The organism is Chryseobacterium sp. JM1 (assembly GCF_000737715.1).
GTDB lineage: Bacteria > Bacteroidota > Bacteroidia > Flavobacteriales > Weeksellaceae > Chryseobacterium.
The window spans coordinates 450,242-470,269 of sequence record NZ_JPRN01000003.1; the positions used below are offsets into that span (position 1 = coordinate 450,242).

Genomic DNA, 20,028 nt, shown 5'->3' on the forward strand with positions numbered 1-20,028 from the left:
TAAGATGAAGTTAGCAGAAATATCCATTAAAAGGCCGTCCCTGGTTATCGTATTATTTACGATACTTACGCTGGGTGGTTTATTAAGTTACTCCATGATGGGGTACGAGTTGATTCCAAAGTTTGAAACCAATATGGTAACCATTTCTACGGTATATCCGGGAGCTTCGCCTGCTGAGGTGGAAACTTCGGTAACCCGAAAGATTGAAGATGCCGTGGGTTCCCTGGAAAACGTAAAGAAAGTAGAATCTTCATCATACGAAAGTTTATCGGTAATCATGGTTCAGTTGAATACCGGTGCCGATGTAAACTATGCTTTGAATGACGCACAGAGAAAGGTAAATGCTATTCTGGCAGACCTTCCGGACGATGCAGATCCTCCTTCTCTGCAAAAGTTCTCATTGGATGATCTTCCGATCATGACTTTGAGTATTTCCAGTAACAAGCTGAATAATAAAGATCTTTATGACCTTTTAGATAAAAAAATAGAACCTATTTTCTCCCGTGTAAACGGTGTAGCTCAGGTTGACCTTGTAGGTGGACAGGAGAGAGAGATTCAGGTGAATTTAGATGAAAAGAAAATGCAGGGGTATGGTATTGCTATCGCAGATGTACAGCAGGCCATTCTTTCCTCCAACCTGGATTTCCCGACGGGAGCTTTGAAGACAAGAACTTCAAGATCTACGATCAGACTTTCCGGTAAGTATAAAAGTGTAGATGAGATGAATAGTCTTGTGGTTTCCAATAAAGATGGAGCTCAGGTTCGTTTGTCTGATATTGCAACCGTTTTCGATACACAGAAAGATGTGGAGAAAGTGGCAAGATACAACCAGAATTCAACGATTTTACTTCAGGTTAAAAAACAATCTGATGCCAATGCGGTTTCCGTTTCAGAAGCCATTCAGAAAACAATTGAGAATGTTCAGAAGGATTATAAAACGCAGGCGATTAAAATCAATACCGTAGATGACTCAACAGACTTTACACTTGAAGCTGCAGATCACGTAATTTTCGATTTATTCTTAGCGATTATCCTGGTAGCAGTAGTAATGCTGTTGTTCCTTCATAACATCAGAAACGCATTTATTGTAATGGTTTCTATTCCGATGTCATTGATCGCAACGGTAATTGGAATGTATCTGATGGGGTATACCTTGAACCTGATGAGTTTACTTGGACTTTCATTGGTTGTGGGTATTCTTGTGGATGACGCGATTGTAGTACTGGAGAACGTTTACCGTCACATGGAGATGGGGAAAAGCAGAATCCGGGCAGCTTATGATGGTGCTTCGGAAATTGGATTTACGGTAACCGCTATTACGCTTGTAATCGTGGTGGTATTCTTACCGATCGCGATGAGTTCAGGATTGGTTGCTGATATCCTTGCGCAGTTCTGTGTCACGGTAGTTATTGCGACATTATTCTCGTTATTAGCATCATTTACCATTATTCCTTGGTTGTCATCAAGATATGGTAAACTGGTACATTTGACCGGTAAAAATCCATTTGAGAAATTTATCCTTTGGTTTGAAAAGCAATTGGAAAAATTCACACACTGGATCACAGGAATTCTGGAATGGGCATTGAAATCTACCTTAAGAAGAGTGATGACCGTAATCGTAACGTTTATTATTTTGATTTCTTCATTCATGTTGGTAGCTTTCGGATTTATCGGTGGTGAATTCTTCCCTAAAATGGACAGAGGCCAGTTCCTTGTTCAGATGGAATTACCAAAAGATGCTTCCGTAGAAAAAACCAATCAGATTACTTTAGCGGTTGAAAGATATCTTAGAAATGATAAAGATGTAGTGGATATGATCACGACAGTTGGTCAGCAGTCATCAGGTTTTGGTGGGGCACAGGCTACATTGTATCAGTCAGAAATTCAGGTGATTTTGGTAGATAAATCTGAGCGTAACGAAAGCACAGATATCAAGTCTGCAAAAATCAAGAGAGCTTTAGAAGAAAAATTCACAGGTGTTGAATTCAAAACGGCACCAATCGGATTAATGGGAGCAGATAATGCACCGATTGAAATGGTAGTAACAGCTCAGGATAACGAAACTGCGAATAAAGAAGCGAACAGAATTCTTGAATTGCTTAAAAAAGTTCCAGGTTCTGTAGATGCAGAATTATCTACGGACTCTGGAAGTCCTGAAGTACAGGTGAATATCGACAGAGATAAAATGGCATCTTTAGGCTTAAATCTTTCCAGTGTAGGAAAAACGATGCAGACTGCATTCAGTGGAAATACAGACGGAAAATTCAGAGCCGGAGAATATGAATATGATATCAACATCCGTTTTGGTGATGCCAACAGACAGTCCATTGATGATGTAAGAAACCTGATGTTTACAAACCCTCAGGGTGAACAGATCAGACTGAGCCAGTTTGCTGATGTAAAAATGGGGTCAGGACCGAGTTTGCTTGAACGTAGAGATAAAGCACCTTCTGTAAAAGTAAAATCTAAAGTGGTAGGTCGTCCTGTAGGAGACGTTGCCAACGAATGGGCCGCTCAGTTTATGGATAACGAAAAGACCAAACCGGCAGGAGTAAGCTATATCTGGAGTGGTGATATGGAAAACCAGACGGAAGGTTTCGGTACGTTAGGAATTGCCTTGATGGCAGCTATCGTATTGGTTTACCTGGTAATGGTTTCACTGTATGACTCATTCGTATATCCGTTCGTGGTATTGTTCTCTATTCCTCTGGCATTGATCGGGGTAATGGTTATTCTTGCCATCACCGGAAACTCATTAAACATCTTTACGATGCTGGGGATGATCATGTTGATTGGTTTGGTAGCGAAGAACGCGATTATGATTGTCGACTTTGCGAATATGAGAAAAGCAGCCGGGGCGAATACCCATGATGCTTTGATTCAGGCAAACCACGCCCGTCTTCGTCCGATCCTGATGACAACGATTGCGATGATTTTCGGTATGATCCCGATTGCAATTGCAAAAGGCGCAGGAGCAGAGATGAACAACGGATTGGCTTGGGTAATTATCGGTGGTTTGACATCATCATTATTCCTGACACTGATCATTGTACCGGTAGTATACTCATTATTTGATTCAATTCTAAGAAGAATGGGCAAAGGTGAAAAAGTAGACTACGAAGCTGAAATGAAAGCTGAATACGTACATAAAGAACTAAGTGAAGACGGATACACTCCGAAACACGTAGAATAATATTACAACCTTAATTAACCTAAAAGCGCATCAGAAATCTGATGCGCTTTTTTATTTTCGAAGTATTTTCATCTATTTTTTAACGCAAATCTAATATTATAAGAAGTATAAAGAGAGAATTAATCTAATTGATTCTGATGTAGACAAATTGCTTGAAATTTCACGCAGATTAAACAGATAACGCAGATTTTTAGGTTTACTAATCTGCTATATCAGAATCATCTGCGAGAGCGAAAAAATAATATTTATGCACAAAAAAAGCTTCCAGAATCAACTGAAAGCCTTTATTTATCTTATATGTGGAGAATTAATCTACCATCGCCTCACCGGCTTTTCTGTAGACGAAACTTCCGTAAATGTGTCTTCTTGCAAAACGGCTTGGCGAATCAGCATTCACCATTTTGATATACGTGTTTTTTGGAACCCCAATATATTCGTACATATTTCCGTTCAGGTGCTGAACTTTCAAAACTGCCTTTTCAAGATAAAAATCCTGAATATTAGATTTTGTAATCGTTTCCGTGTATTCCTCTTTATATTTTTCCTGTGTTTCCTGATTGATGCTTACCAGGAAATGGTATGCTTCAATCACAGCTTTACTTTTTTCTTCTGCTTCCAGTTTCCCGGCTTCGTCGTCAATAAATTTATCAGGATGCGAATCTTTCATCGTATTTCTGTAAATTGTCTTTAATTCCTTTAAAGTAACGGTCTTATCAACATTAAGAAGCTTTCTGTATTCGCCTAATTTTTTCATAACTGTAAATCCTTATTTCGGGGTGCAAAATTAAGTAATTAAATTCAAAAAATCATAACTTATTCATTATTAATTTATTTGACACTTAAAAAACAGGTAATTATCAAATGTTTTTTCGTTTTTAAGAGGATAAATCGTTGGTAGCTAAAGATAATAGACCCAAGAATGTATAAGAGTTTTGATGTAATTTTATTTCTTTCAGGTAAATTTTGGCTAAAGCCGGATCAATAATTTCTTTCATGATAATGGGCTAAAGCCCATTTCTATTGAATTGGGAGAACCTTATTTATTCTTTCCGTCCGCTTAGTCAATCAATTTGAAAAATTGATTCCTCTTTGTTTTACTTAAATCAACAGAATGAATCTTGAACCTTTGCGTCTAAAAATCTCATTCAGATTGAACCGATCCAACTGGTTTTCAGAAACTATTAGAAATTCAATAGGGGCGGGCTTTAGCCTGCCCGATCGTTATGATTCAAACAAAAAACGGCTTTAGCCAAAACATAAAAAAACAGGAAAATATCCTGTTTAATTAAATTTGAAAAACTTCTACCACGCAATTTCCAATCCATCACCGAAAAACTTTCCGGATGGACCATCTTGATCAATCGTTGCGTATTTTATAATGGCTTTCGTTCCCTGTTCTACGGTCTGATATCCTGTATATCCGTTAAGATCCGTTGCCGTAAATCCTGGATTCACACTGTTGATTTTGAAATGGGTATCTTTCAGTTCATAGGCAAGCATTACAGTAAAAGTATTGACAGCTGTTTTCGAACTGCAATAGGCCGTAAGTTTTACGTCATAAAATTCATAATCAGGATTACTGTGATTGGTTAGAGATCCAAGGTCGCTCGAAACATTGACGATTCTGGGCTCATCAGATTTTTTCATCAGATCCAGGAAATGCTGTGTCACCTGAATAACACCAAAGAAGTTGGTTTCATAAACAGTACGCAGATTGTCCAATGAGATACTGGAAGCATTTTGAGGCATTTCTCCCGTAATTCCTGCATTATTGATAAGGACATCAAGTTTTGAAATTTTTGCTCCGAGTTCTTCTCTGGCGTGCTGAACGGAGAGTAAATTGGTTACATCAATCTCCAGCAGGTCAATATCATTAAACCCTGTCTTTTTAAGCTCTTCGACAGCTTTTAAACCTCTCTCGTGATCTCTGCTGCCGATGAAAACAAAATATCCAAGCTGTAAAAGCTGTCTCGCCGTTTCAAAACCTATTCCTTTATTGGCCCCTGTAATTAAAGCCGTTTTCTTTGTTGTCATAATTTCTGTTGTTAAATGATAGAGCAAAAATAGAAAGTGTATGACAGGGAAAATGGTGACCTTTTCTGTTTAAATGGTAACCTTTTCTGTTTTTTTAACCTGAGTGGTTTTCATTTCTGAATTCTTTGGGCGTTTTGCCTGTAAATCGTTTGAAAAATTTCGTGAAATTGGATGGGTCATAATCTAAAATTCTTGCAATTTCACTAATGGGTTTGTTGGTGTTCACAATCAGATCCTTAGAAATAATAACCAGTTTTTCTTCATATACGGCGCAGGGCGACTTTCCCAGAACATCTTTAATCGTATCACTTAAATGATTGGGGTTGATAAACAGCAGGTCTGCAAACTCATTGATTTCATAAGCGGTTTCAACCTGCCCTGACACAAGTTCGTCTAAATGTTTATCCAGTTCAGAAACAAACTGACTGGCTATTTCTGACTGTCTTAAAGAAATACTTTTGTCCTGCTTTTTCATTAAAATCGTGAAAAAATAATATTCAAAATTATTGAATTAAATTGATTCTATAACTTAAATAACTGGGTTTGTCTTCCTATTCTGAAATTTGAAGTTTACAATTATTAAACTGGCATTTGGCAGAAATTCAATAAGAGTGGGCTCTAGCCCGTTCACTCACCATTGTTCCATTAAAAAGGCTTTAGCCAAAACATAAAAAGCAGGAGTCAAAACTCCTGCTTATAAATTGTAATAATCAATTCTTTAGCTTTCCTGCAACACATAAGCTGCAGCAGCTTCTCTTGATGCTTCTACCATCGCAATCAATGCTTTTTCTGTTTCATCCCAATGACGGGTTTTCAAGCCACAATCCGGATTAACCCAAAGCTGCTGAGCCGGAATAACGGCTTGGGCTTTTCTCAATAAATGGATCATTTCTTCTTTTGAAGGGACTCTCGGTGAGTGAATGTCATAAACTCCCGGGCCAATCTCATTCGGATATTTGAAATCTGCAAAGGCCTGAAGCAATTCCATCTGGCTTCTGGAGCATTCTATGGTAATCACATCGGCATCCATATCGGCAATATTCTGAATGATATCATTGAATTCGGAGTAGCACATATGGGTATGAATCTGCGTTGTATCTTCAACACCCGAAGCTGAAATTCTGAAAGCTTCTACCGCCCATTCCAGATACTGCTGCCATTCAGATCTTCTAAGTGGAAGTCCTTCTCTGATAGCGGGTTCATCAATCTGAATAATTCTGATACCTGCTTTTTCCAAGTCGTTAACCTCATCACGGATGGCTAATGCAATCTGTTTGCAGGTTACGGATCTTGGCTGATCATCACGGACAAAAGACCATTGCAGGATCGTTACCGGACCGGTAAGCATTCCTTTTACCCATTTTTGAGTAAGTGATTGAGCGTATTGAGACCAGTAAACCGTCATAGGATGTGGTCGGTGAACATCTCCATAAATTACCGGAGGTTTTACACAGCGGCTTCCGTAGCTCTGAACCCATCCGTTTTGAGTAAAGGCGAATCCGGCAAGCTGTTCGCCAAAATATTCCACCATATCATTTCGCTCAAATTCACCATGAACCAATACATCGATGCCGATTTCTTCCTGCCAGCGGATGGTTCTTTCCGTTTCTTTTTTAAGCAGGTCATCATATTGTTCGGCAGTCAGTTCGCCTTTTTTGAATTTCGATCTCCAGGCTCTTACTTCCTTAGTTTGAGGAAAAGAACCGATAGTCGTTGTCGGGAATAGAGGAAGCTGAAGAACATTCTGCTGATTCTCTTTTCTTATGCTGAAAGGATTTTTTCTCTGTGCATCATTTTCAGTAGTAATATCAACACGGTCTTTGACGGCCTGATTGTGGATCAGGGATGAAATTTTGCGGTTGTCAATCGCTTTTTTATTTTCTGCAAACTGTTGCAAGGCTTGGTAATCTGCTTTTCCGGCAGCCAGTTTTTTTAAAGCGACCACTTCATGAACCTTTTGTTTGGCGAAAGCCATCCACTGTTTGATCTCAGGAGATAATGTGTTTTCATTGGTTTCCAGATCAAGGTCGAAAGGAGAGTGGAGCAGGGAGCATGACGGAGCGATGAAAACCCTGTCGGATCCAATGGCATTGACCGCTTTCTCAATGAATCCCAATGACCTTTCAAAATCATTCTTCCAGATATTTCTTCCGTCTACCACTCCTAAGGATAAACTCAGTGTCTGTGGAATAGCATTTAAAACATCATCCAACTGCTCAGGAGAACGAACCAAATCAATGTGTAATACATCAACCGGAAGCGAAGAGGCCAATGTAAGATTATCTTTTAAACCTTCAAAATAAGTAGCAACGATAAATTTCAGATCTGGAAACTGATTTCTGATTTCGCTGTAAACCGATTGATAGATTTCTTTTGCTTTTTCAGTAAGGTCCAGTCCTAAAAACGGTTCGTCAAACTGTATCCATTGAGCACCGTGGTTCTCAAGTTCTTTTAAAATTTCAATATATACCGGAAGAAGATTATGGATTAAATCTAGCTTATCAAACCCTTCTTCTTTCTCTTTTCCCAGGAGAAGATAAGTAAGTGGCCCGATGATGACAGGTTTTGCATTCACTCCGGCTTGTTTTGCACTGATAAATTCAGTAATAATCTTTTGGGAAAACAATCTGAACGGCTGGTTTTTTTGGAATTCCGGAACAATGTAATGGTAATTGGTATCGAACCATTTCGTCATTTCCATCGCAGTGATATCAAGGTCATCTTTCTGATACCCTCTTGCCATGGCAAAATACAGATCAAGTTCTGAGGCAGATTTTCTGGCAGCAACTTCCTGATAACGCTCAGGAATGGCACCGACAGTCAGCGTCATATCCAAAACCTGGTCATAAAAAGAAAAATCGTTACAGGGAATAAGATCGATTCCTGCTTCCTGCTGAAGTTTCCAGTTTTGCAGGCTGATGTTTTTTCCGGTTTCCCGAAGTTCATTCAATGATGTTTTGCCTGACCAATATTGCTCGCAGGCTTTTTTGAGTTCTCTGTGGCGGCCAATACGCGGGCTGCCAAGTAGGTGCGTTTGCATGTTCTTACACTTTTAAATTAAACAATAATGATGGTAAAAGCTCTTTTAGAATGCTTCGCAATGCTGCCGGGAAAGAATGTTGAGGATAAAGAGATACAATAAGGACGTAATTTTCCTGCTAACAGGAACGTTCAAAAAAAGTATCATCTGTATGACCCAAAGCTTCAGACCGCGAAAGCATTGTCAATTCAGACTAGGCAGGTCTCCTGACTTGTAACGGTTTTCATCATCCTTCCCGCTTTAGCAGTGGATATTCATGGATAAAAACCTTTGGTGTGTTACTTACAGTTGCGCGACAGCTCGTGATTTTCACACGATTCCCTATTAATCTACGTTATGTAAAACCTCTTCTGTTTGATGAAGGATGTTAAAGAACAAAATCTGGGCTAAAGGTATTGATTAAAGTGAATTGATTGGTTGAATTGAATAAAATAAGAATATAATTTGGTTTGAAATTAATTTAAAAGCGAATTATTCTGTAAATTTGAAAAACATAATCCCAAAAAGAATATTATTCTGTGGAAAGACTTGACGAAAAGGATCTTCAGTTGCTTAGAATCCTGCAAAAGAATGCTAAACTGACGGTAAAGGAACTTGCTAAAGAAATTAATCTGTCACCTTCACCTGTTTTCGAACGGATGAAAAGGCTGGAGCAGGCCGGATATATTAAACATTATGCAGCTGTTTTAGAAGCTGAAAAACTGAATAGGGGATTTACCGTTTTTTGTCAGGTCAAACTTAAGATGCATGACCGTTCCGTAGGCAACCAGTTTGTGGAAGACATTTTACAGATCGATGAAGTTGCTGAATGTTATAATATTTCCGGAGATTTTGATTTTCTCCTCAAAGTTCAGGTAAGAGATATGAAGCATTATCAGGATTTTGTATTCAATAAATTAGGTTCATTGGATACTATTGGTAGTGCGCACAGTACTTTTGTCATGGCTGAAGTGAAAAATATTCATGGGGTAAGTATTTAAAAATAAAAACAGCACCCGAAAACGAATGCTGTTGTAATTTCTGAATCTCTAAATCATTAAATTTTTAAATGATTCAATCTTTAAATACATTTACGGCTGATCACAGTCCTGCTTCAGTTTCACAAAGATCTTGTCAAATTTCTTATACAATATTCCATCATCATCCGGTTCAGCTCTGAAACTGGCGTTCGCACAGTTGTGAAAACCCATTCCCATCAGGTCGATGAGTGCATAATCATCTTTTCGGAGATCATTAAGCTGATCATTAAACCGAGTCATCACCGACTGCGGATCTGAATTATTTTTACTTTTTGCTACTGCAAATTTTTCCCATACGGCATACATTTTCTCTCTATCCGGAGAAGAAACAGCATCAATATACTCTTTGCAGGTATTGTAAAACTGACTGTTTTTGAGTGATGCAGGATTAGAATAGGCATTAAGCTCTTCTTTTTTGAGCTGATATTCTCCTTCAAATGCCTTAATGGTTTTCTGGTGAAGTTTTTTCCATTCCGGAAGATTGATTACTTTAAGATTGTACAGTTCTGCTTTTTTTTGCTGATATTGTTTATCCAGTTGCTGCAGATAGGTGTTTTTATTTTTCCTGATATCTTCAAGATCTGAAAGCTTAAACACCGTATGATTATCAAAAGCTCCTCCGTTGAGGGTGTACAGAAGTTTAAAAACGCCGTCTATTTCCTCCTTTTTATATTTTCCCGGATGGTAATATCCCTTGTTATCGCAGTTGAAAGTCTGGTAAGCATAAAGAGCCAGATTATTGGTCTTACCAGTCGTTTTCTGTCCAAAGGCTGCTACAGAAAGGGTTATTGAAAGTGTAAGTATTAACTTTTTCATATAATTTCTTGTGTGATGTTCTTCCGGAAATATTTTCTGAATGTGGCTGTAAAATTAATATTTTGAATTTTTAAACACAAATGACACGAATATTTTTCACTGATGACACCAATGTTGTAGGTATGCTTGTGAAAATTTGTGTTTTTAATTTGTGCTATTTGTGGTTTATGATGCATTTAACCAGAAGTATCTATGTTTTTATTTTCAGACATTTTTGAAAATTACGTAGTCCTATTTATATAATTTTAATGACCTGTAATCATACACATATTTCACATCATTATTTTTGATCGTAATATCATCGCTTCCCGGTTTCAAAACTAATGAATCTGAATCAAAACTAAAAGTGATTCCATTTCCTGACTCTTTAACTCGTAAGATATCCGTAAGTTTTTTTTCCTCATTATTGGGTTCAATGTCCAGATTTCCGAGATATTTGATCTTTCCTTTTTCTAATAAATAAGCATCACCACCGAAAAAATATTCATATGCCTGCTGGCAGACGATAATGATAGTTCCGTTCTGACTGTTCTTATAAAAATAAGGTTCATAAAGATAAGCATCTCCGGAACCTTGAGATTGGTAAATGATTTCGTTTTTATGATTCAGCAGTAAAAGTCTCTTTCCAAAATCTTCTTCAGTGTCGGGTAGGGTAATCTTGCCGTCAGTAAATTGGAAATTTCCTGCTACAACCCTGTTTCCTTCCACAGAAAAAGCCTGCTCAATATCAAATCCTTTGATTTTTAAATCAGAAATTTTGTCAGGCTTAAATTCAGTGTATGGAGCGTCTTTCATAACTTCAGCTTTAATTGGAGCTACAGTTTCCTTTTTTAACATTGTTTTATTTTCCTGTTTAGGCTCTTCTTTACAGGAGGCGAGAATGAGTAAAGCTAACGCTGGGAAAAGTTTTTTCATCTTGTTTTCTATACAATGTTTTTAATACGCAGATATTGAATAAGCATAATGGTTTTTGCATCCATGATCTCTCCGTTGTCTATCATCGAAAGAGTATCTTCAAATGAAAGTTCCAGAACTTCAATGTGTTCACCTTCTTCTTCAAGTCCGCCCCCGTCTGCAATTTTCATCTCAGAAGAATATTCTGCAATGAAAAAATGAAGGATCTCCGTTACAGAGCCCGGCGACATATACGCTTCGAATACTTTCTCCACTTTTGAGATTTTATATCCGGTTTCTTCTTCTGTTTCTCTTTTAATACATTCCTCCGGATTATCATTGTCCAGCAGACCGGCGCAGGCTTCGATAAGCATTCCTGTGGCATTTCCGTTGATAAACGTAGGCAGTCTGAACTGTCTGGTTAAAATCACAGTACCCGAAGTTTTGTTATAAAGCAGGATCACTGCTCCGTTTCCTCTGTCATACGCTTCTCTGCTTTGGGTTTCTGTAGTTCCGTCTTTTTTGGCGATGGTGTAGGTGACTTTGTTTAAAGTGTACCAGTTGTCAGAAAGGATTTCTGTCTTAATAATGTTGATCTTAGGATTCTGCATTGTAGCTGTCTTCTTTTGTTAGATTGATTGGTGTCCTGATGGAATTTATATAAGTGCTAAATTAATATTTCTTTTTCAACAGAGCTTTAAAATACCCTTAAAATAAGGCGATCGGGACGACAATTTTTACTTATGCATCATTACATTATTTACCTTTCAAATGTTTCTTTAAATAAACGGAGGTCGCAGAATTCTTTTCAGACAGCAAATTTTCCACAGTTCCTTCGAATACAATCTTACCACCGAGTTTTCCTGCTCCCGGACCGATATCAATAATCCAGTCGGCCTGAGCAATGATATCCAGATTATGTTCAATAACGATGAGGGTATTTCCCTTATTAACCAGTTCCTCAAGGAAAGATAAGAGCTTTTCATTATCAATAGGATGGAGTCCTGTGCTGGGTTCATCCAAAATAATGATTTGATCGGTATAATTCAGTTCTTTGGTCAGCTTTAAACGCTGTCTTTCACCACCTGAAAAACTGTCCAGCCTTTGTCCGAGCGTCAGATAGTCCAATCCTAATTTAATCAGCAGACTGAGCTCATGTTCAAACCCGGATTTCGGGAAAAAGTGAAGAGCTTCCAAAACGGTCATATTCATAATGTCAGCTATATTTTTTTCTTGGTACTGATACTGTAAAACTTCAGGCCTGTATCCTGATCCGTGGCAAACCTCACAAGGCTGTTCAATATCATCCATAAAAGCAAGGTCTATTTTTTCAGCCCCTAATCCTCTGCAATTCGGACATGCGCCTTCTCCGTTTCTGCTGAAAAGTTTTTCAGAAACATGGTTGGCATTTGAAAAAAGCTTTCTTACGGTATTTGACAGATTCAGATAGGTTAAAAGATTTGAGCGGCTGCTCGCTGTGAAAACGGACTGATCTACTACAGTTACCTGAGGGTAGAACGATGGTAAAACTTTATTGATGAGTGTGCTTTTTCCTGAACCCGCTACACCCGTTACTACGGTCATGATTCCGGTAGGTATTTTGACACTGACATTTTTTAAATTGTGAAGATGGCCATTTTTTATTTCAAGAAAACCTTTTGTCGCTCTGGGATTTGTATTGTAAACCCTTTCTCTGCTGAAATAGCTGGCTGTTTTGCCTTTCGCATTTTTTAAATTTTTGAAGGTTCCCTGATACATGATTTCACCTCCGTTTTTTCCTGAACCGGGACCCATATCAATAATCAGATCAGCTATTTTGATCAGATCTGGATCATGCTCCACAATCAGGACCGTATTTCCTTTGTCCCGTATTTTTTTGATAATATCTACAATATGATCTATATCTTTCGGATGAAGACCAATACTGGGTTCATCGAAAATATACAAGAGGTCTACAAGACTATTTCCCAACTGTTTGACCATTTTTATCCGTTGGGATTCCCCGCCTGAAAGTGTGTCTGTTTGTCGGTCCAGACTCAGATACTGTAAGCCTACATCCAGGAGGTTTTGAAGTTTCTTTTCAAGTTCCTGTATGACGGAAGCATATTTTTCAGCGGGTATTTTCTGGATAAAACTGAGTAAATCATCGATGGATAAAGCTGTACAGTCTGCAATATTTTTACCGTTTATTGTACAGTTCAGTACCTTTGAATTGAGACGCTGTCCTTTGCAAACAGGGCATTCTTTAGTAATGATGACTTTCTTTAAAGTATCTTTTCTGGTGACATTTTCTTGTGAATCCTTTTTTAGAAATGAGTTTTCTATTCTTGGAATGACGCCTTTATATTTTACGGTCTTTCCCCATTCTTTATTTGGATTTTTAGGAGTGTGCTCTTCTGCATTTAATAATAGTTCCCATTCATCTTTTGTAAAATCTCTAAGTTTTTTATCATTATCAAAATAGCCTGAATGAATATAGCGGGTCAGCCTCCAGCCACCGGGCTGAAATGTCGGAAACTGTATGGCGCCTTCGTTCAGCGATTTGTTTTTGTCAAAAAGAGTGTCAACGTTTACCGTCTGTACATAGCCCAATCCTTCGCACTCACGGCACATCCCCTGGGGATTGTTAAATGAGAATACGTTGGAGTAGCCGACAAATGGCTTTCCGATTCTCGAGAAAAGCAATCGAAGGGAAGCATAAATATCCGTGGCAGTTCCTACGGTAGAGCGTGCGTTTCCGCCCAATCTTTTCTGATTGATAATAAACGGCACATTCAGGTTCTCGATTTTATCTACATTGGGAACCCCGAAATGCTGCAGACGGTTTCTTACAAAGCTGTTTTGCGTTTCGTTGATCTGGCGTTGCGCTTCGGCTCCAATGGTTTCAAATACCAAAGATGACTTCCCTGATCCGGAGACTCCCGTGAAGACTGTTATTTTGTTCTTTGGAATACGTAATGAAATATTTTTCAAATTATTCTGTCGGGCGTGGGTAATAATAATCTCTTTCATAATATTTTCATTAACTTTGTTAATAGTTAACTAAGTTAAGTATTTTTCATGAAACAACAGAATGATGATTTTTTTGATGTCTTTACAGATTTGCAGTGTTTTATACTGGCGAATATGAATAAAGGAAATATCAGTGGGGTAACGGCAACCCATTACAATATAATAGAGTACGTATACCGAAAAGAAGAGGCGACTGGAAAGCAGATTTCCAAAGCATTTAATGTGAGCCAGGCTGCCGTGTCAAAACAGATCAGATTTTTAATGGATAATGATCTCATCAAACAGAAACAAAGCAGTTCCGACAGAAGAATATTTAATCTTTCTGCCACCGAAAAAGGCCAATTTTTGATTAACAACTCTGAGGATTTCCGAAAAACGGTCACTGATCAGGTCTCAGCTGTCCTGGATAATCATGAATTACAGACACTCACAGTCCTGCTGGACAAGGTTTTGAAAAATATTAAAATATAAAAACACACAGAAATCCGGATATGTTCCTAACTATTTTGTTGCTCACTGATCTTTTTTCAACAAATCCTCCAAAGCCCCTTTCAGATCCGGAAATTTAAACTGAAATCCCGTATCCCGCATCTTTTGTGAAGAAGCCCTCGAACCTTCCAGTAAAGCATCTGCCAGCTCTCCAAATATCAATTTTAAAACGAAAGCAGGTACATTCGGCATAAACAGTGGCTTGTTCAGGACCTCAGCGATCATTTTGGTTAAATTCTCATTGGTGGTATGTTGTGGAGAAACGGCATTATAAGCCCCATTCATAGCTGAATTCTTTAAAGCAGCTTCGTAAATAGAGCATATATCTTCAATATGGATCCACGGCATATACTGTTTTCCACTTCCCAAAGCAGATCCGATCCCGAATTGTATTGTTGGGAGCATTTTCTTCAGGGCTCCGTCTTCTTTGGAGAGGACAACGGCTGTTCGTATTTTTACCACTCTTTCAGCGAGATTCTGCTCTTTGAAATCGTCAGCAGCTCTTTCCCATAAAACCACTACTTCACTGAGAAAGTCATTTCCCGGAGGGTCATTTTCTGTATATATTTTGTCTGTAGTTACGGTACCGTAATAATTGATCCCTGAAGCGGAAATAAAGGATTTTAACTTTATATTTTTCTTTCGTAGTGTTTCCAGAAGCAGTCCGGCAGAATCTACACGGCTGGAGATCAGTTCCTGTTTTCTTTCTTTGGTCCAGCGTTTTTCAGAAATATTGGCTCCCGCCAGATGAATGATGTGGGAAACATTGTCCAGTGCAGATTCATCTATTGTTCCTTTTTTGATGTCCCATTCAAAATCATTCTCATGTTTTTTCTTTCGGGTAAGGAAGCGAACGGTGAATTCTTTTTCTATTTTTTTAGACAGTTTACGTGCGATCATGCCGCCGGCACCGGTTATCAGAACGATTTCTTTCATAATACGATATTTAGGAATAGTGTGAGATTAAGACTGACTTTTAACGATCAGAACAAAATCCTCTTCTAAAAGTTTATAACCATAGTCATAAATAAATCTATATTCAGAGCCATTTTTATACACTTTCAGGTTGGTGAAGTAATCGAAATCAAAACCCAAGCCATCCATCCTCGATTTGGCAATTTTTGCTTTACCGTCCGTATTTAATTCCATCAGGATGCGGTAATTTTTGCGGAGTCTGTTGTTTACATTCCGCATCAGATTGGTGGAGTCTTTATTCTGCTTATTATTGTAGGCGTTCCGGCAGGCATCGTTGCAGAATTTTTTATCAGACCTCCCGATAATTTTTTCGCCACATTCAAGACATTCCATGTTTTTATTTTTTCATTTTGTGGGTATGCTCGTGTTTTTTTCTTAACAGCCTTTTGAATCTCGTATGGGTAGGATAGCTTCTGTTGGGTGTCATATTATTGAATAACAGGGCGGCAAGGAGAAGAATAATACAGCCTGACAAAACAGGAGAAAGAACGTACCAATAGCCCAATTCAGGAATCTTACCTACAGAACTCACAGCGATCAGGGCCGTAGCGCCTCCCGGTGGATGAAGGGTTTTGGTATACTGCATCAGTACAATGGAAAATGCCACGGCCAGCGGGGCCGAAAGCCAGATAATATCGGGAACAATTTTATAAACGGTAACACCTACAATTGCTGAAAGCACGTGTCCTCCCACAAGATTTCTCGGCTGGGCCAACGGACTCTGGATCGCTCCATAGATCAGAACACTGGAGGCCCCGAAAGATCCGATCAGAAATATATTTTCGGTAGCGGAAACAGAGTGGGACTGGATAAATGCAATAAGTCCAATACCTACAAATGCTCCCAGAAACGACCAGAAATGTTCTTTATAATCAACCAGGGTTTCTTTGTAGATTACATATTTTGATACCCTGAATGTTCTTTTTATAGTCTTCTTCATTAATCTTCTTTATTTTTTATAATTTGAATTAAATTCTTTACGAAAGGTTTTGTATACGTTCCATTTTCATCATAATCAGGGTCCAGAACGGTGATTTGTATTCCGAAGCATAGGGGAGAATGAAGCAGAGGCTTCAGGATTTCTCTTAGATTTTCATAATCAATTCCATCTTCCATTCTGCTGTCTACGGCGGGCATCAGTTCGTCTTTCAGAACATCAACGTCAAGGTGAATGAAAAATCCGTCCAGAGCTTTGCTGCTAACCATCTTTAGAAAATCTTCTGCCGTTTTTCCAAAACCATTTTTTCTCAATTCATACACATCAAAATAATGAATATCTGAATTGATAATCTGTCCCACATATTCTTCATCATCCGTTTCTGCATTTCCGGCACAGAAAATATTTTCTTCCAAAAAATAAGGCTTAAGACCTTGAATATTGGTTAGTTTTTCATGCCCCATTCCGGTAATAACAGCAAGATCAAGCCCCGCAGCGGCAGCTGTTTCTGAGAGATGAACAGGAATGAAATCCGTATGTCCGTCCAGATAAAATAATCCGTAATTTCCAAGTTTCTTTAAAGCCACGGCAGTTCCTATTAAAATGCTGCAGTCACCACCAAGCATAATATTGAAGGAATCTTCTTTGTGATTTTTTAAGATGAAATCAGCCTGTTTTTGAGCATATTCAATAATACCGTCTGCATTTAAAACACCAGATTCCTGATCGAGTTCCATGGAATAATCCGGTGCTTCCAGTCTGAAAATATGTTGAGGATTGATTTCTTGATGGAAATCAAATTTTCTGAGCCAATCCGGAAGTTTTCTGACACCGGGCTCAGATTCGTGCTCTTTTTTCTTTAATCCCAAATTGAGAGGAAACTCAAAAATATTGATGTCCCTTTTCATAGATGATATTTCCTCAAAGATACGGAATTATCCGTTTGAAAACGGGTGAGATCATATATTGGACTCTTTTTTAGAGGTTTTTTTAGCATTGCTGCGATGAGAATAATTAAATAAAATGGCGATAATATTTAAAAAATTTAATGACAAGAAATAGATCGTAAATTTTTATCTCTGAATTAAAAGATTACAGCATTTTTTTTCAATTAAAAATAAAATGGATTCTATTAAATGATTTAGGTTTTAATTTCATGTTTAATGGAATAAACTTTAAAAATCAGAAAGAAAATTATTCGACAACAAACGGATACAAATGAATTTAAATAGTTTATAACCGATTAAGCCAGTGTACTGTGACAATCTTTGCAACAGAGATTTGAGAAAGAAAGTGAACGTCTCTTATCTGAATTATTAATCTTAAAAATTTTAAAGCTATGTCACTAAGAAACAAAGTAACACTAATTGGTTACACAGGAAAAGAAGTTGAAACCGTAAACTTCGAAAGCGGAAGCGTAAAAGCAAGCGTGTCTTTAGCCACCAGCGATCATTACACCAATGCAAAAGGTGAAAAAGTAGAAGAAACACAATGGCACAATCTGATAGCTTTTGGAAAAACAGCTGAAATCCTTCAGAAATACGTACCAAAAGGAAAAGAAATTGCTGTTGAAGGGAAGCTTACGTACAGATCCTATGATGATAAAGATGGTGTGAAGCGATATATTACAGAAATCAGAATCGATGAGATCCTGCTGCTGGGAAGTAAATAATTCTAAAAACACAAATGATGAAAGTAAAAGTTTTTAAAATCAGACTTCCTGAAGAATTTCTCTATAAAGATCAAAGAATGCTTGATGATTTCCTGGAAGTAAACGAAATTATAAAAGTGGAAACCGCTTTTGTAAATGATGAATGTTATTGGTCCGTGGTCCTGTATTTTGAAGAGGCTAAAGCCGCTAAAAATGTTGTGAAAGAGCCAAAAGCAGTTAAGTACTCTGCAGATAATGATGTCTTAAGTTCGGATGAAGAAAAAATTTTAGATGCCCTGAAATACTGGAGATCAGAGAAGGCGAAAGAACAGAATCTCCCCATTTATTTTATCGCGAGCAATAAAGAACTGATGTCTGTGGCCAAGTATAAGCCTGTGAAAAAAGAAGAATTGCTTGACATCAAAGGTTTCGGAAAACATAAGATTGAAAATTATGGTGAAGAGATTTTAGAAATCCTTGAAAGTGTCTGATTTTTCGGACTTAATGATGATAATCCATCGAAGACTGGGGAAGATTCCTTCCTCAGTTTTTTATGTTTCGGAAAAGTCCTTTCAATTCCTTATTTTTGCATATATCAAAATGACATACAGCAAATGAAGCCAAGTTTAGCAAAAGGAACGAGAGATTTTACAGCACAGGAAGTTTCCAGAAGAAAATATATCATCAATATATTACAGAATAATTTTGAATTGTTCGGATTTCAGCCATTGGAAACACCAAGCTTTGAAAATCTTTCTACTTTGACAGGAAAGTACGGGGAAGAAGGTGACCGACTGATCTTTAAAATTTTAAATTCAGGAGAGTACGCTTCAAAAGTGAATCAGGAAGACTGGGATAATAAAAACCATCAGAAATTAATCTCCCAAATTTCAGACAAAGCCCTTCGTTATGACCTTACGGTACCTTTTGCAAGATTCGTAGCGATGAATCATGGGAAACTGACCTTCCCTTATAAACGTTATCAAATCCAGCCGGTTTGGAGAGCAGACCGTCCGCAGAAAGGTAGATTCAGAGAGTTTTACCAATGTGATGCCGATGTAGTGGGAAGCGAAAGTCTTTTACAGGAAGTGGACTTGGTTCAGTTATATCTGAAATCGTTCTCTGACCTGAAAATTCCTGTTACCATTCATATGAACAACAGAAAGATCCTTTCGGGTCTTGCAGAATATGCAGGTATTACCGATAAGCTGATTGAATTTACTGTTGCTTTGGACAAACTTGACAAGATCGGGAAAGACGGTGTGGTGAAGGAGTTATTGGAGAGAGAAATTTCTCAGGAATCTATCGATAAACTGGAATTTTTATTTAACCAATCGGATGATGCGCTGGAAAACCTTCTTCAACTGAAAGAGAAGTTTGCAGACAGTGAAATTGGACTGAAAGGAGTGGAAGAACTGGAATTTGTTCTGACACAATCACTGAATCTTGGTGTAGATATGCAGAATCTGGTATTCAATATTACGCTGGCGAGAGGTTTGGATTATTACACCGGAGCTATTTTCGAAGTTAAAGCGGATGAGGTAGCGATGGGATCTATCGGCGGAGGTGGTAGATATGACAACCTTACTGAAGTATTCGGAGTGAAAAACATTCCTGGTATTGGGATTTCGTTTGGTCTGGACAGGGTGTATCTGGTCATGGAAGAGCTTAATATTTTCCCTGAAGAAGCTAACACTCAGGTAGAATATCTGTTTGCTAACTTCGGAGGAGAAGGAACGGTAGACGCTTTAAAACTGATTATGCAGTTGAGACAAAAAGGAATCTCTGCAGAACTTTACCCTGAAAATGCAAAACTGAACAAACAGTTTACCTACGCCGAAAAGAAAGGAATTAAAAACCTGGTTTTCTTAGGAGAAGAAGAAATTAAAAATGGGACAGTTACCTTTAAAGATCTGACAGCCGGAGAGCAGAAAACGCTTTCTCTGGAGGAGTTTTTAGGATAATATC

General features: G+C 38.1%; 18 protein-coding genes and 1 riboswitch. Of the genes, 6 read left to right on the plus strand and 12 right to left on the minus strand.

Annotated features, from left to right (window positions below):
• Window positions 1–4 precede the first annotated feature (4 nt).
• Window positions 5–3,193 (plus strand): efflux RND transporter permease subunit, encoded by a 3,189-nt coding sequence (locus IW22_RS07085; protein WP_034725278.1) that lies wholly within the window; start codon window positions 5–7, stop codon window positions 3,191–3,193.
• A 307-nt stretch (window positions 3,194–3,500) separates the two neighbouring features.
• Here IW22_RS07085 and IW22_RS07090 read toward each other — a convergent pair whose 3' ends face one another.
• From IW22_RS07090 to metE, 4 genes are all read right to left on the minus strand, one after another.
• On the minus strand, window positions 3,501–3,947 hold the full coding sequence (locus IW22_RS07090; RefSeq protein ID WP_034725280.1) for a KTSC domain-containing protein: 447 nt from the start codon (window positions 3,945–3,947) through the stop codon (window positions 3,501–3,503).
• Between the two features lie 548 nt (window positions 3,948–4,495).
• Window positions 4,496–5,227 (minus strand): SDR family oxidoreductase, encoded by a 732-nt coding sequence (locus tag IW22_RS07095; RefSeq protein WP_034725281.1) that lies wholly within the window; start codon window positions 5,225–5,227, stop codon window positions 4,496–4,498.
• A 94-nt stretch (window positions 5,228–5,321) separates the two neighbouring features.
• Entirely contained in the window at window positions 5,322–5,702 is a 381-nt protein-coding gene (locus IW22_RS07100; protein ID WP_034725283.1) for a helix-turn-helix domain-containing protein, read from the minus strand.
• Between the two features lie 243 nt (window positions 5,703–5,945).
• The gene (metE, locus tag IW22_RS07105; RefSeq protein ID WP_034725284.1) at window positions 5,946–8,267 is read right to left on the minus strand and encodes a 5-methyltetrahydropteroyltriglutamate--homocysteine S-methyltransferase; all 2,322 of its coding nucleotides are present in this window, start codon (window positions 8,265–8,267) and stop codon (window positions 5,946–5,948) included.
• A gap of 178 nt (window positions 8,268–8,445) precedes the next feature.
• Window positions 8,446–8,631: riboswitch (cobalamin riboswitch) on the minus strand.
• 154 nt (window positions 8,632–8,785) lie between these two features.
• Here metE and IW22_RS07110 point away from each other — a divergent pair.
• Window positions 8,786–9,247: an Lrp/AsnC family transcriptional regulator gene (locus IW22_RS07110; protein ID WP_034725285.1), complete on the plus strand. Its 462-nt coding sequence runs from the start codon at window positions 8,786–8,788 to the stop codon at window positions 9,245–9,247.
• A gap of 90 nt (window positions 9,248–9,337) precedes the next feature.
• Here the strand turns inward: IW22_RS07110 and IW22_RS07115 are convergent, their stop codons facing one another.
• From IW22_RS07115 to IW22_RS07130, 4 genes are all read right to left on the minus strand, one after another.
• The gene (locus IW22_RS07115; RefSeq protein WP_034725286.1) at window positions 9,338–10,102 is read right to left on the minus strand and encodes a hypothetical protein; all 765 of its coding nucleotides are present in this window, start codon (window positions 10,100–10,102) and stop codon (window positions 9,338–9,340) included.
• Between the two features lie 231 nt (window positions 10,103–10,333).
• Window positions 10,334–11,017, minus strand: coding sequence for a hypothetical protein (locus IW22_RS07120; protein WP_034725287.1), 684 nt, complete (start codon window positions 11,015–11,017; stop codon window positions 10,334–10,336).
• Window positions 11,018–11,025: 8 nt separating this feature from the next.
• The gene (nudK, locus tag IW22_RS07125; protein WP_034725288.1) at window positions 11,026–11,607 is read right to left on the minus strand and encodes a GDP-mannose pyrophosphatase NudK; all 582 of its coding nucleotides are present in this window, start codon (window positions 11,605–11,607) and stop codon (window positions 11,026–11,028) included.
• A 145-nt stretch (window positions 11,608–11,752) separates the two neighbouring features.
• Entirely contained in the window at window positions 11,753–14,008 is a 2,256-nt protein-coding gene (locus IW22_RS07130; RefSeq protein WP_034725289.1) for an ATP-binding cassette domain-containing protein, read from the minus strand.
• A gap of 48 nt (window positions 14,009–14,056) precedes the next feature.
• On the opposite strand from IW22_RS07130, the gene IW22_RS07135 reads away from it, so the two are divergent.
• Window positions 14,057–14,479: a MarR family winged helix-turn-helix transcriptional regulator gene (locus IW22_RS07135; protein WP_034725291.1), complete on the plus strand. Its 423-nt coding sequence runs from the start codon at window positions 14,057–14,059 to the stop codon at window positions 14,477–14,479.
• A 42-nt stretch (window positions 14,480–14,521) separates the two neighbouring features.
• Here the strand turns inward: IW22_RS07135 and IW22_RS07140 are convergent, their stop codons facing one another.
• The 4 genes from IW22_RS07140 to IW22_RS07155 are packed head-to-tail and all read right to left on the minus strand — an operon-like array spanning window position 14,522 to window position 17,317.
• Complete coding sequence (locus tag IW22_RS07140; RefSeq protein WP_034725292.1) at window positions 14,522–15,433, minus strand: TIGR01777 family oxidoreductase; 912 nt, start codon at window positions 15,431–15,433, stop codon at window positions 14,522–14,524.
• Window positions 15,434–15,460: 27 nt separating this feature from the next.
• Complete coding sequence (locus IW22_RS07145; RefSeq protein WP_034725294.1) at window positions 15,461–15,805, minus strand: hypothetical protein; 345 nt, start codon at window positions 15,803–15,805, stop codon at window positions 15,461–15,463.
• Between the two features lie 4 nt (window positions 15,806–15,809).
• On the minus strand, window positions 15,810–16,412 hold the full coding sequence (locus IW22_RS07150; RefSeq protein ID WP_034725296.1) for an HPP family protein: 603 nt from the start codon (window positions 16,410–16,412) through the stop codon (window positions 15,810–15,812).
• Window positions 16,412–17,317 (minus strand): arginase family protein, encoded by a 906-nt coding sequence (locus IW22_RS07155; protein WP_034725298.1) that lies wholly within the window; start codon window positions 17,315–17,317, stop codon window positions 16,412–16,414. The genes IW22_RS07150 and IW22_RS07155 overlap by 1 nt, the downstream gene beginning before the upstream one ends.
• Before the next feature lie 431 nt (window positions 17,318–17,748).
• Here IW22_RS07155 and IW22_RS07160 point away from each other — a divergent pair, with 431 nt between their 5' ends.
• The 3 genes from IW22_RS07160 (at window position 17,749) to hisS (ending at window position 20,024) form a co-directional block, all read left to right on the plus strand.
• Entirely contained in the window at window positions 17,749–18,081 is a 333-nt protein-coding gene (locus IW22_RS07160) for a single-stranded DNA-binding protein (RefSeq protein ID WP_034725300.1), read from the plus strand.
• Window positions 18,082–18,095: 14 nt separating this feature from the next.
• Window positions 18,096–18,551 (plus strand): HRDC domain-containing protein, encoded by a 456-nt coding sequence (locus tag IW22_RS07165; RefSeq protein ID WP_228384009.1) that lies wholly within the window; start codon window positions 18,096–18,098, stop codon window positions 18,549–18,551.
• 123 nt (window positions 18,552–18,674) lie between these two features.
• Entirely contained in the window at window positions 18,675–20,024 is a 1,350-nt protein-coding gene (gene hisS, locus IW22_RS07170) for a histidine--tRNA ligase (protein WP_034725304.1), read from the plus strand.
• Window positions 20,025–20,028: the final 4 nt, after the last annotated feature.

What these genes read in the sequence shown, in the direction of transcription:
- IW22_RS07160 (WP_034725300.1), top strand. Translation starts at nt 17,749, where the DNA reads ATGTCACTAAGAAACAAAGTAACACTAATTGGTTACACAGGAAAAGAA.
- IW22_RS07140 (WP_034725292.1), bottom strand. Translation starts at nt 15,433, where the DNA reads ATGAAAGAAATCGTTCTGATAACCGGTGCCGGCGGCATGATCGCACGT.
- metE (WP_034725284.1), bottom strand. Translation starts at nt 8,267, where the DNA reads ATGCAAACGCACCTACTTGGCAGCCCGCGTATTGGCCGCCACAGAGAA.
- IW22_RS07100 (WP_034725283.1), bottom strand. Translation starts at nt 5,702, where the DNA reads ATGAAAAAGCAGGACAAAAGTATTTCTTTAAGACAGTCAGAAATAGCC.
- IW22_RS07130 (WP_034725289.1), bottom strand. Translation starts at nt 14,008, where the DNA reads ATGAAAGAGATTATTATTACCCACGCCCGACAGAATAATTTGAAAAAT.
- IW22_RS07150 (WP_034725296.1), bottom strand. Translation starts at nt 16,412, where the DNA reads ATGAAGAAGACTATAAAAAGAACATTCAGGGTATCAAAATATGTAATC.
- IW22_RS07165 (WP_228384009.1), top strand. Translation starts at nt 18,096, where the DNA reads ATGATGAAAGTAAAAGTTTTTAAAATCAGACTTCCTGAAGAATTTCTC.
- IW22_RS07120 (WP_034725287.1), bottom strand. Translation starts at nt 11,017, where the DNA reads ATGAAAAAACTTTTCCCAGCGTTAGCTTTACTCATTCTCGCCTCCTGT.
- IW22_RS07155 (WP_034725298.1), bottom strand. Translation starts at nt 17,317, where the DNA reads ATGAAAAGGGACATCAATATTTTTGAGTTTCCTCTCAATTTGGGATTA.
- IW22_RS07135 (WP_034725291.1), top strand. Translation starts at nt 14,057, where the DNA reads ATGAAACAACAGAATGATGATTTTTTTGATGTCTTTACAGATTTGCAG.
- hisS (WP_034725304.1), top strand. Translation starts at nt 18,675, where the DNA reads ATGAAGCCAAGTTTAGCAAAAGGAACGAGAGATTTTACAGCACAGGAA.
- IW22_RS07085 (WP_034725278.1), top strand. Translation starts at nt 5, where the DNA reads ATGAAGTTAGCAGAAATATCCATTAAAAGGCCGTCCCTGGTTATCGTA.
- nudK (WP_034725288.1), bottom strand. Translation starts at nt 11,607, where the DNA reads ATGCAGAATCCTAAGATCAACATTATTAAGACAGAAATCCTTTCTGAC.
- IW22_RS07115 (WP_034725286.1), bottom strand. Translation starts at nt 10,102, where the DNA reads ATGAAAAAGTTAATACTTACACTTTCAATAACCCTTTCTGTAGCAGCC.
- IW22_RS07095 (WP_034725281.1), bottom strand. Translation starts at nt 5,227, where the DNA reads ATGACAACAAAGAAAACGGCTTTAATTACAGGGGCCAATAAAGGAATA.
- IW22_RS07145 (WP_034725294.1), bottom strand. Translation starts at nt 15,805, where the DNA reads ATGGAATGTCTTGAATGTGGCGAAAAAATTATCGGGAGGTCTGATAAA.
- IW22_RS07090 (WP_034725280.1), bottom strand. Translation starts at nt 3,947, where the DNA reads ATGAAAAAATTAGGCGAATACAGAAAGCTTCTTAATGTTGATAAGACC.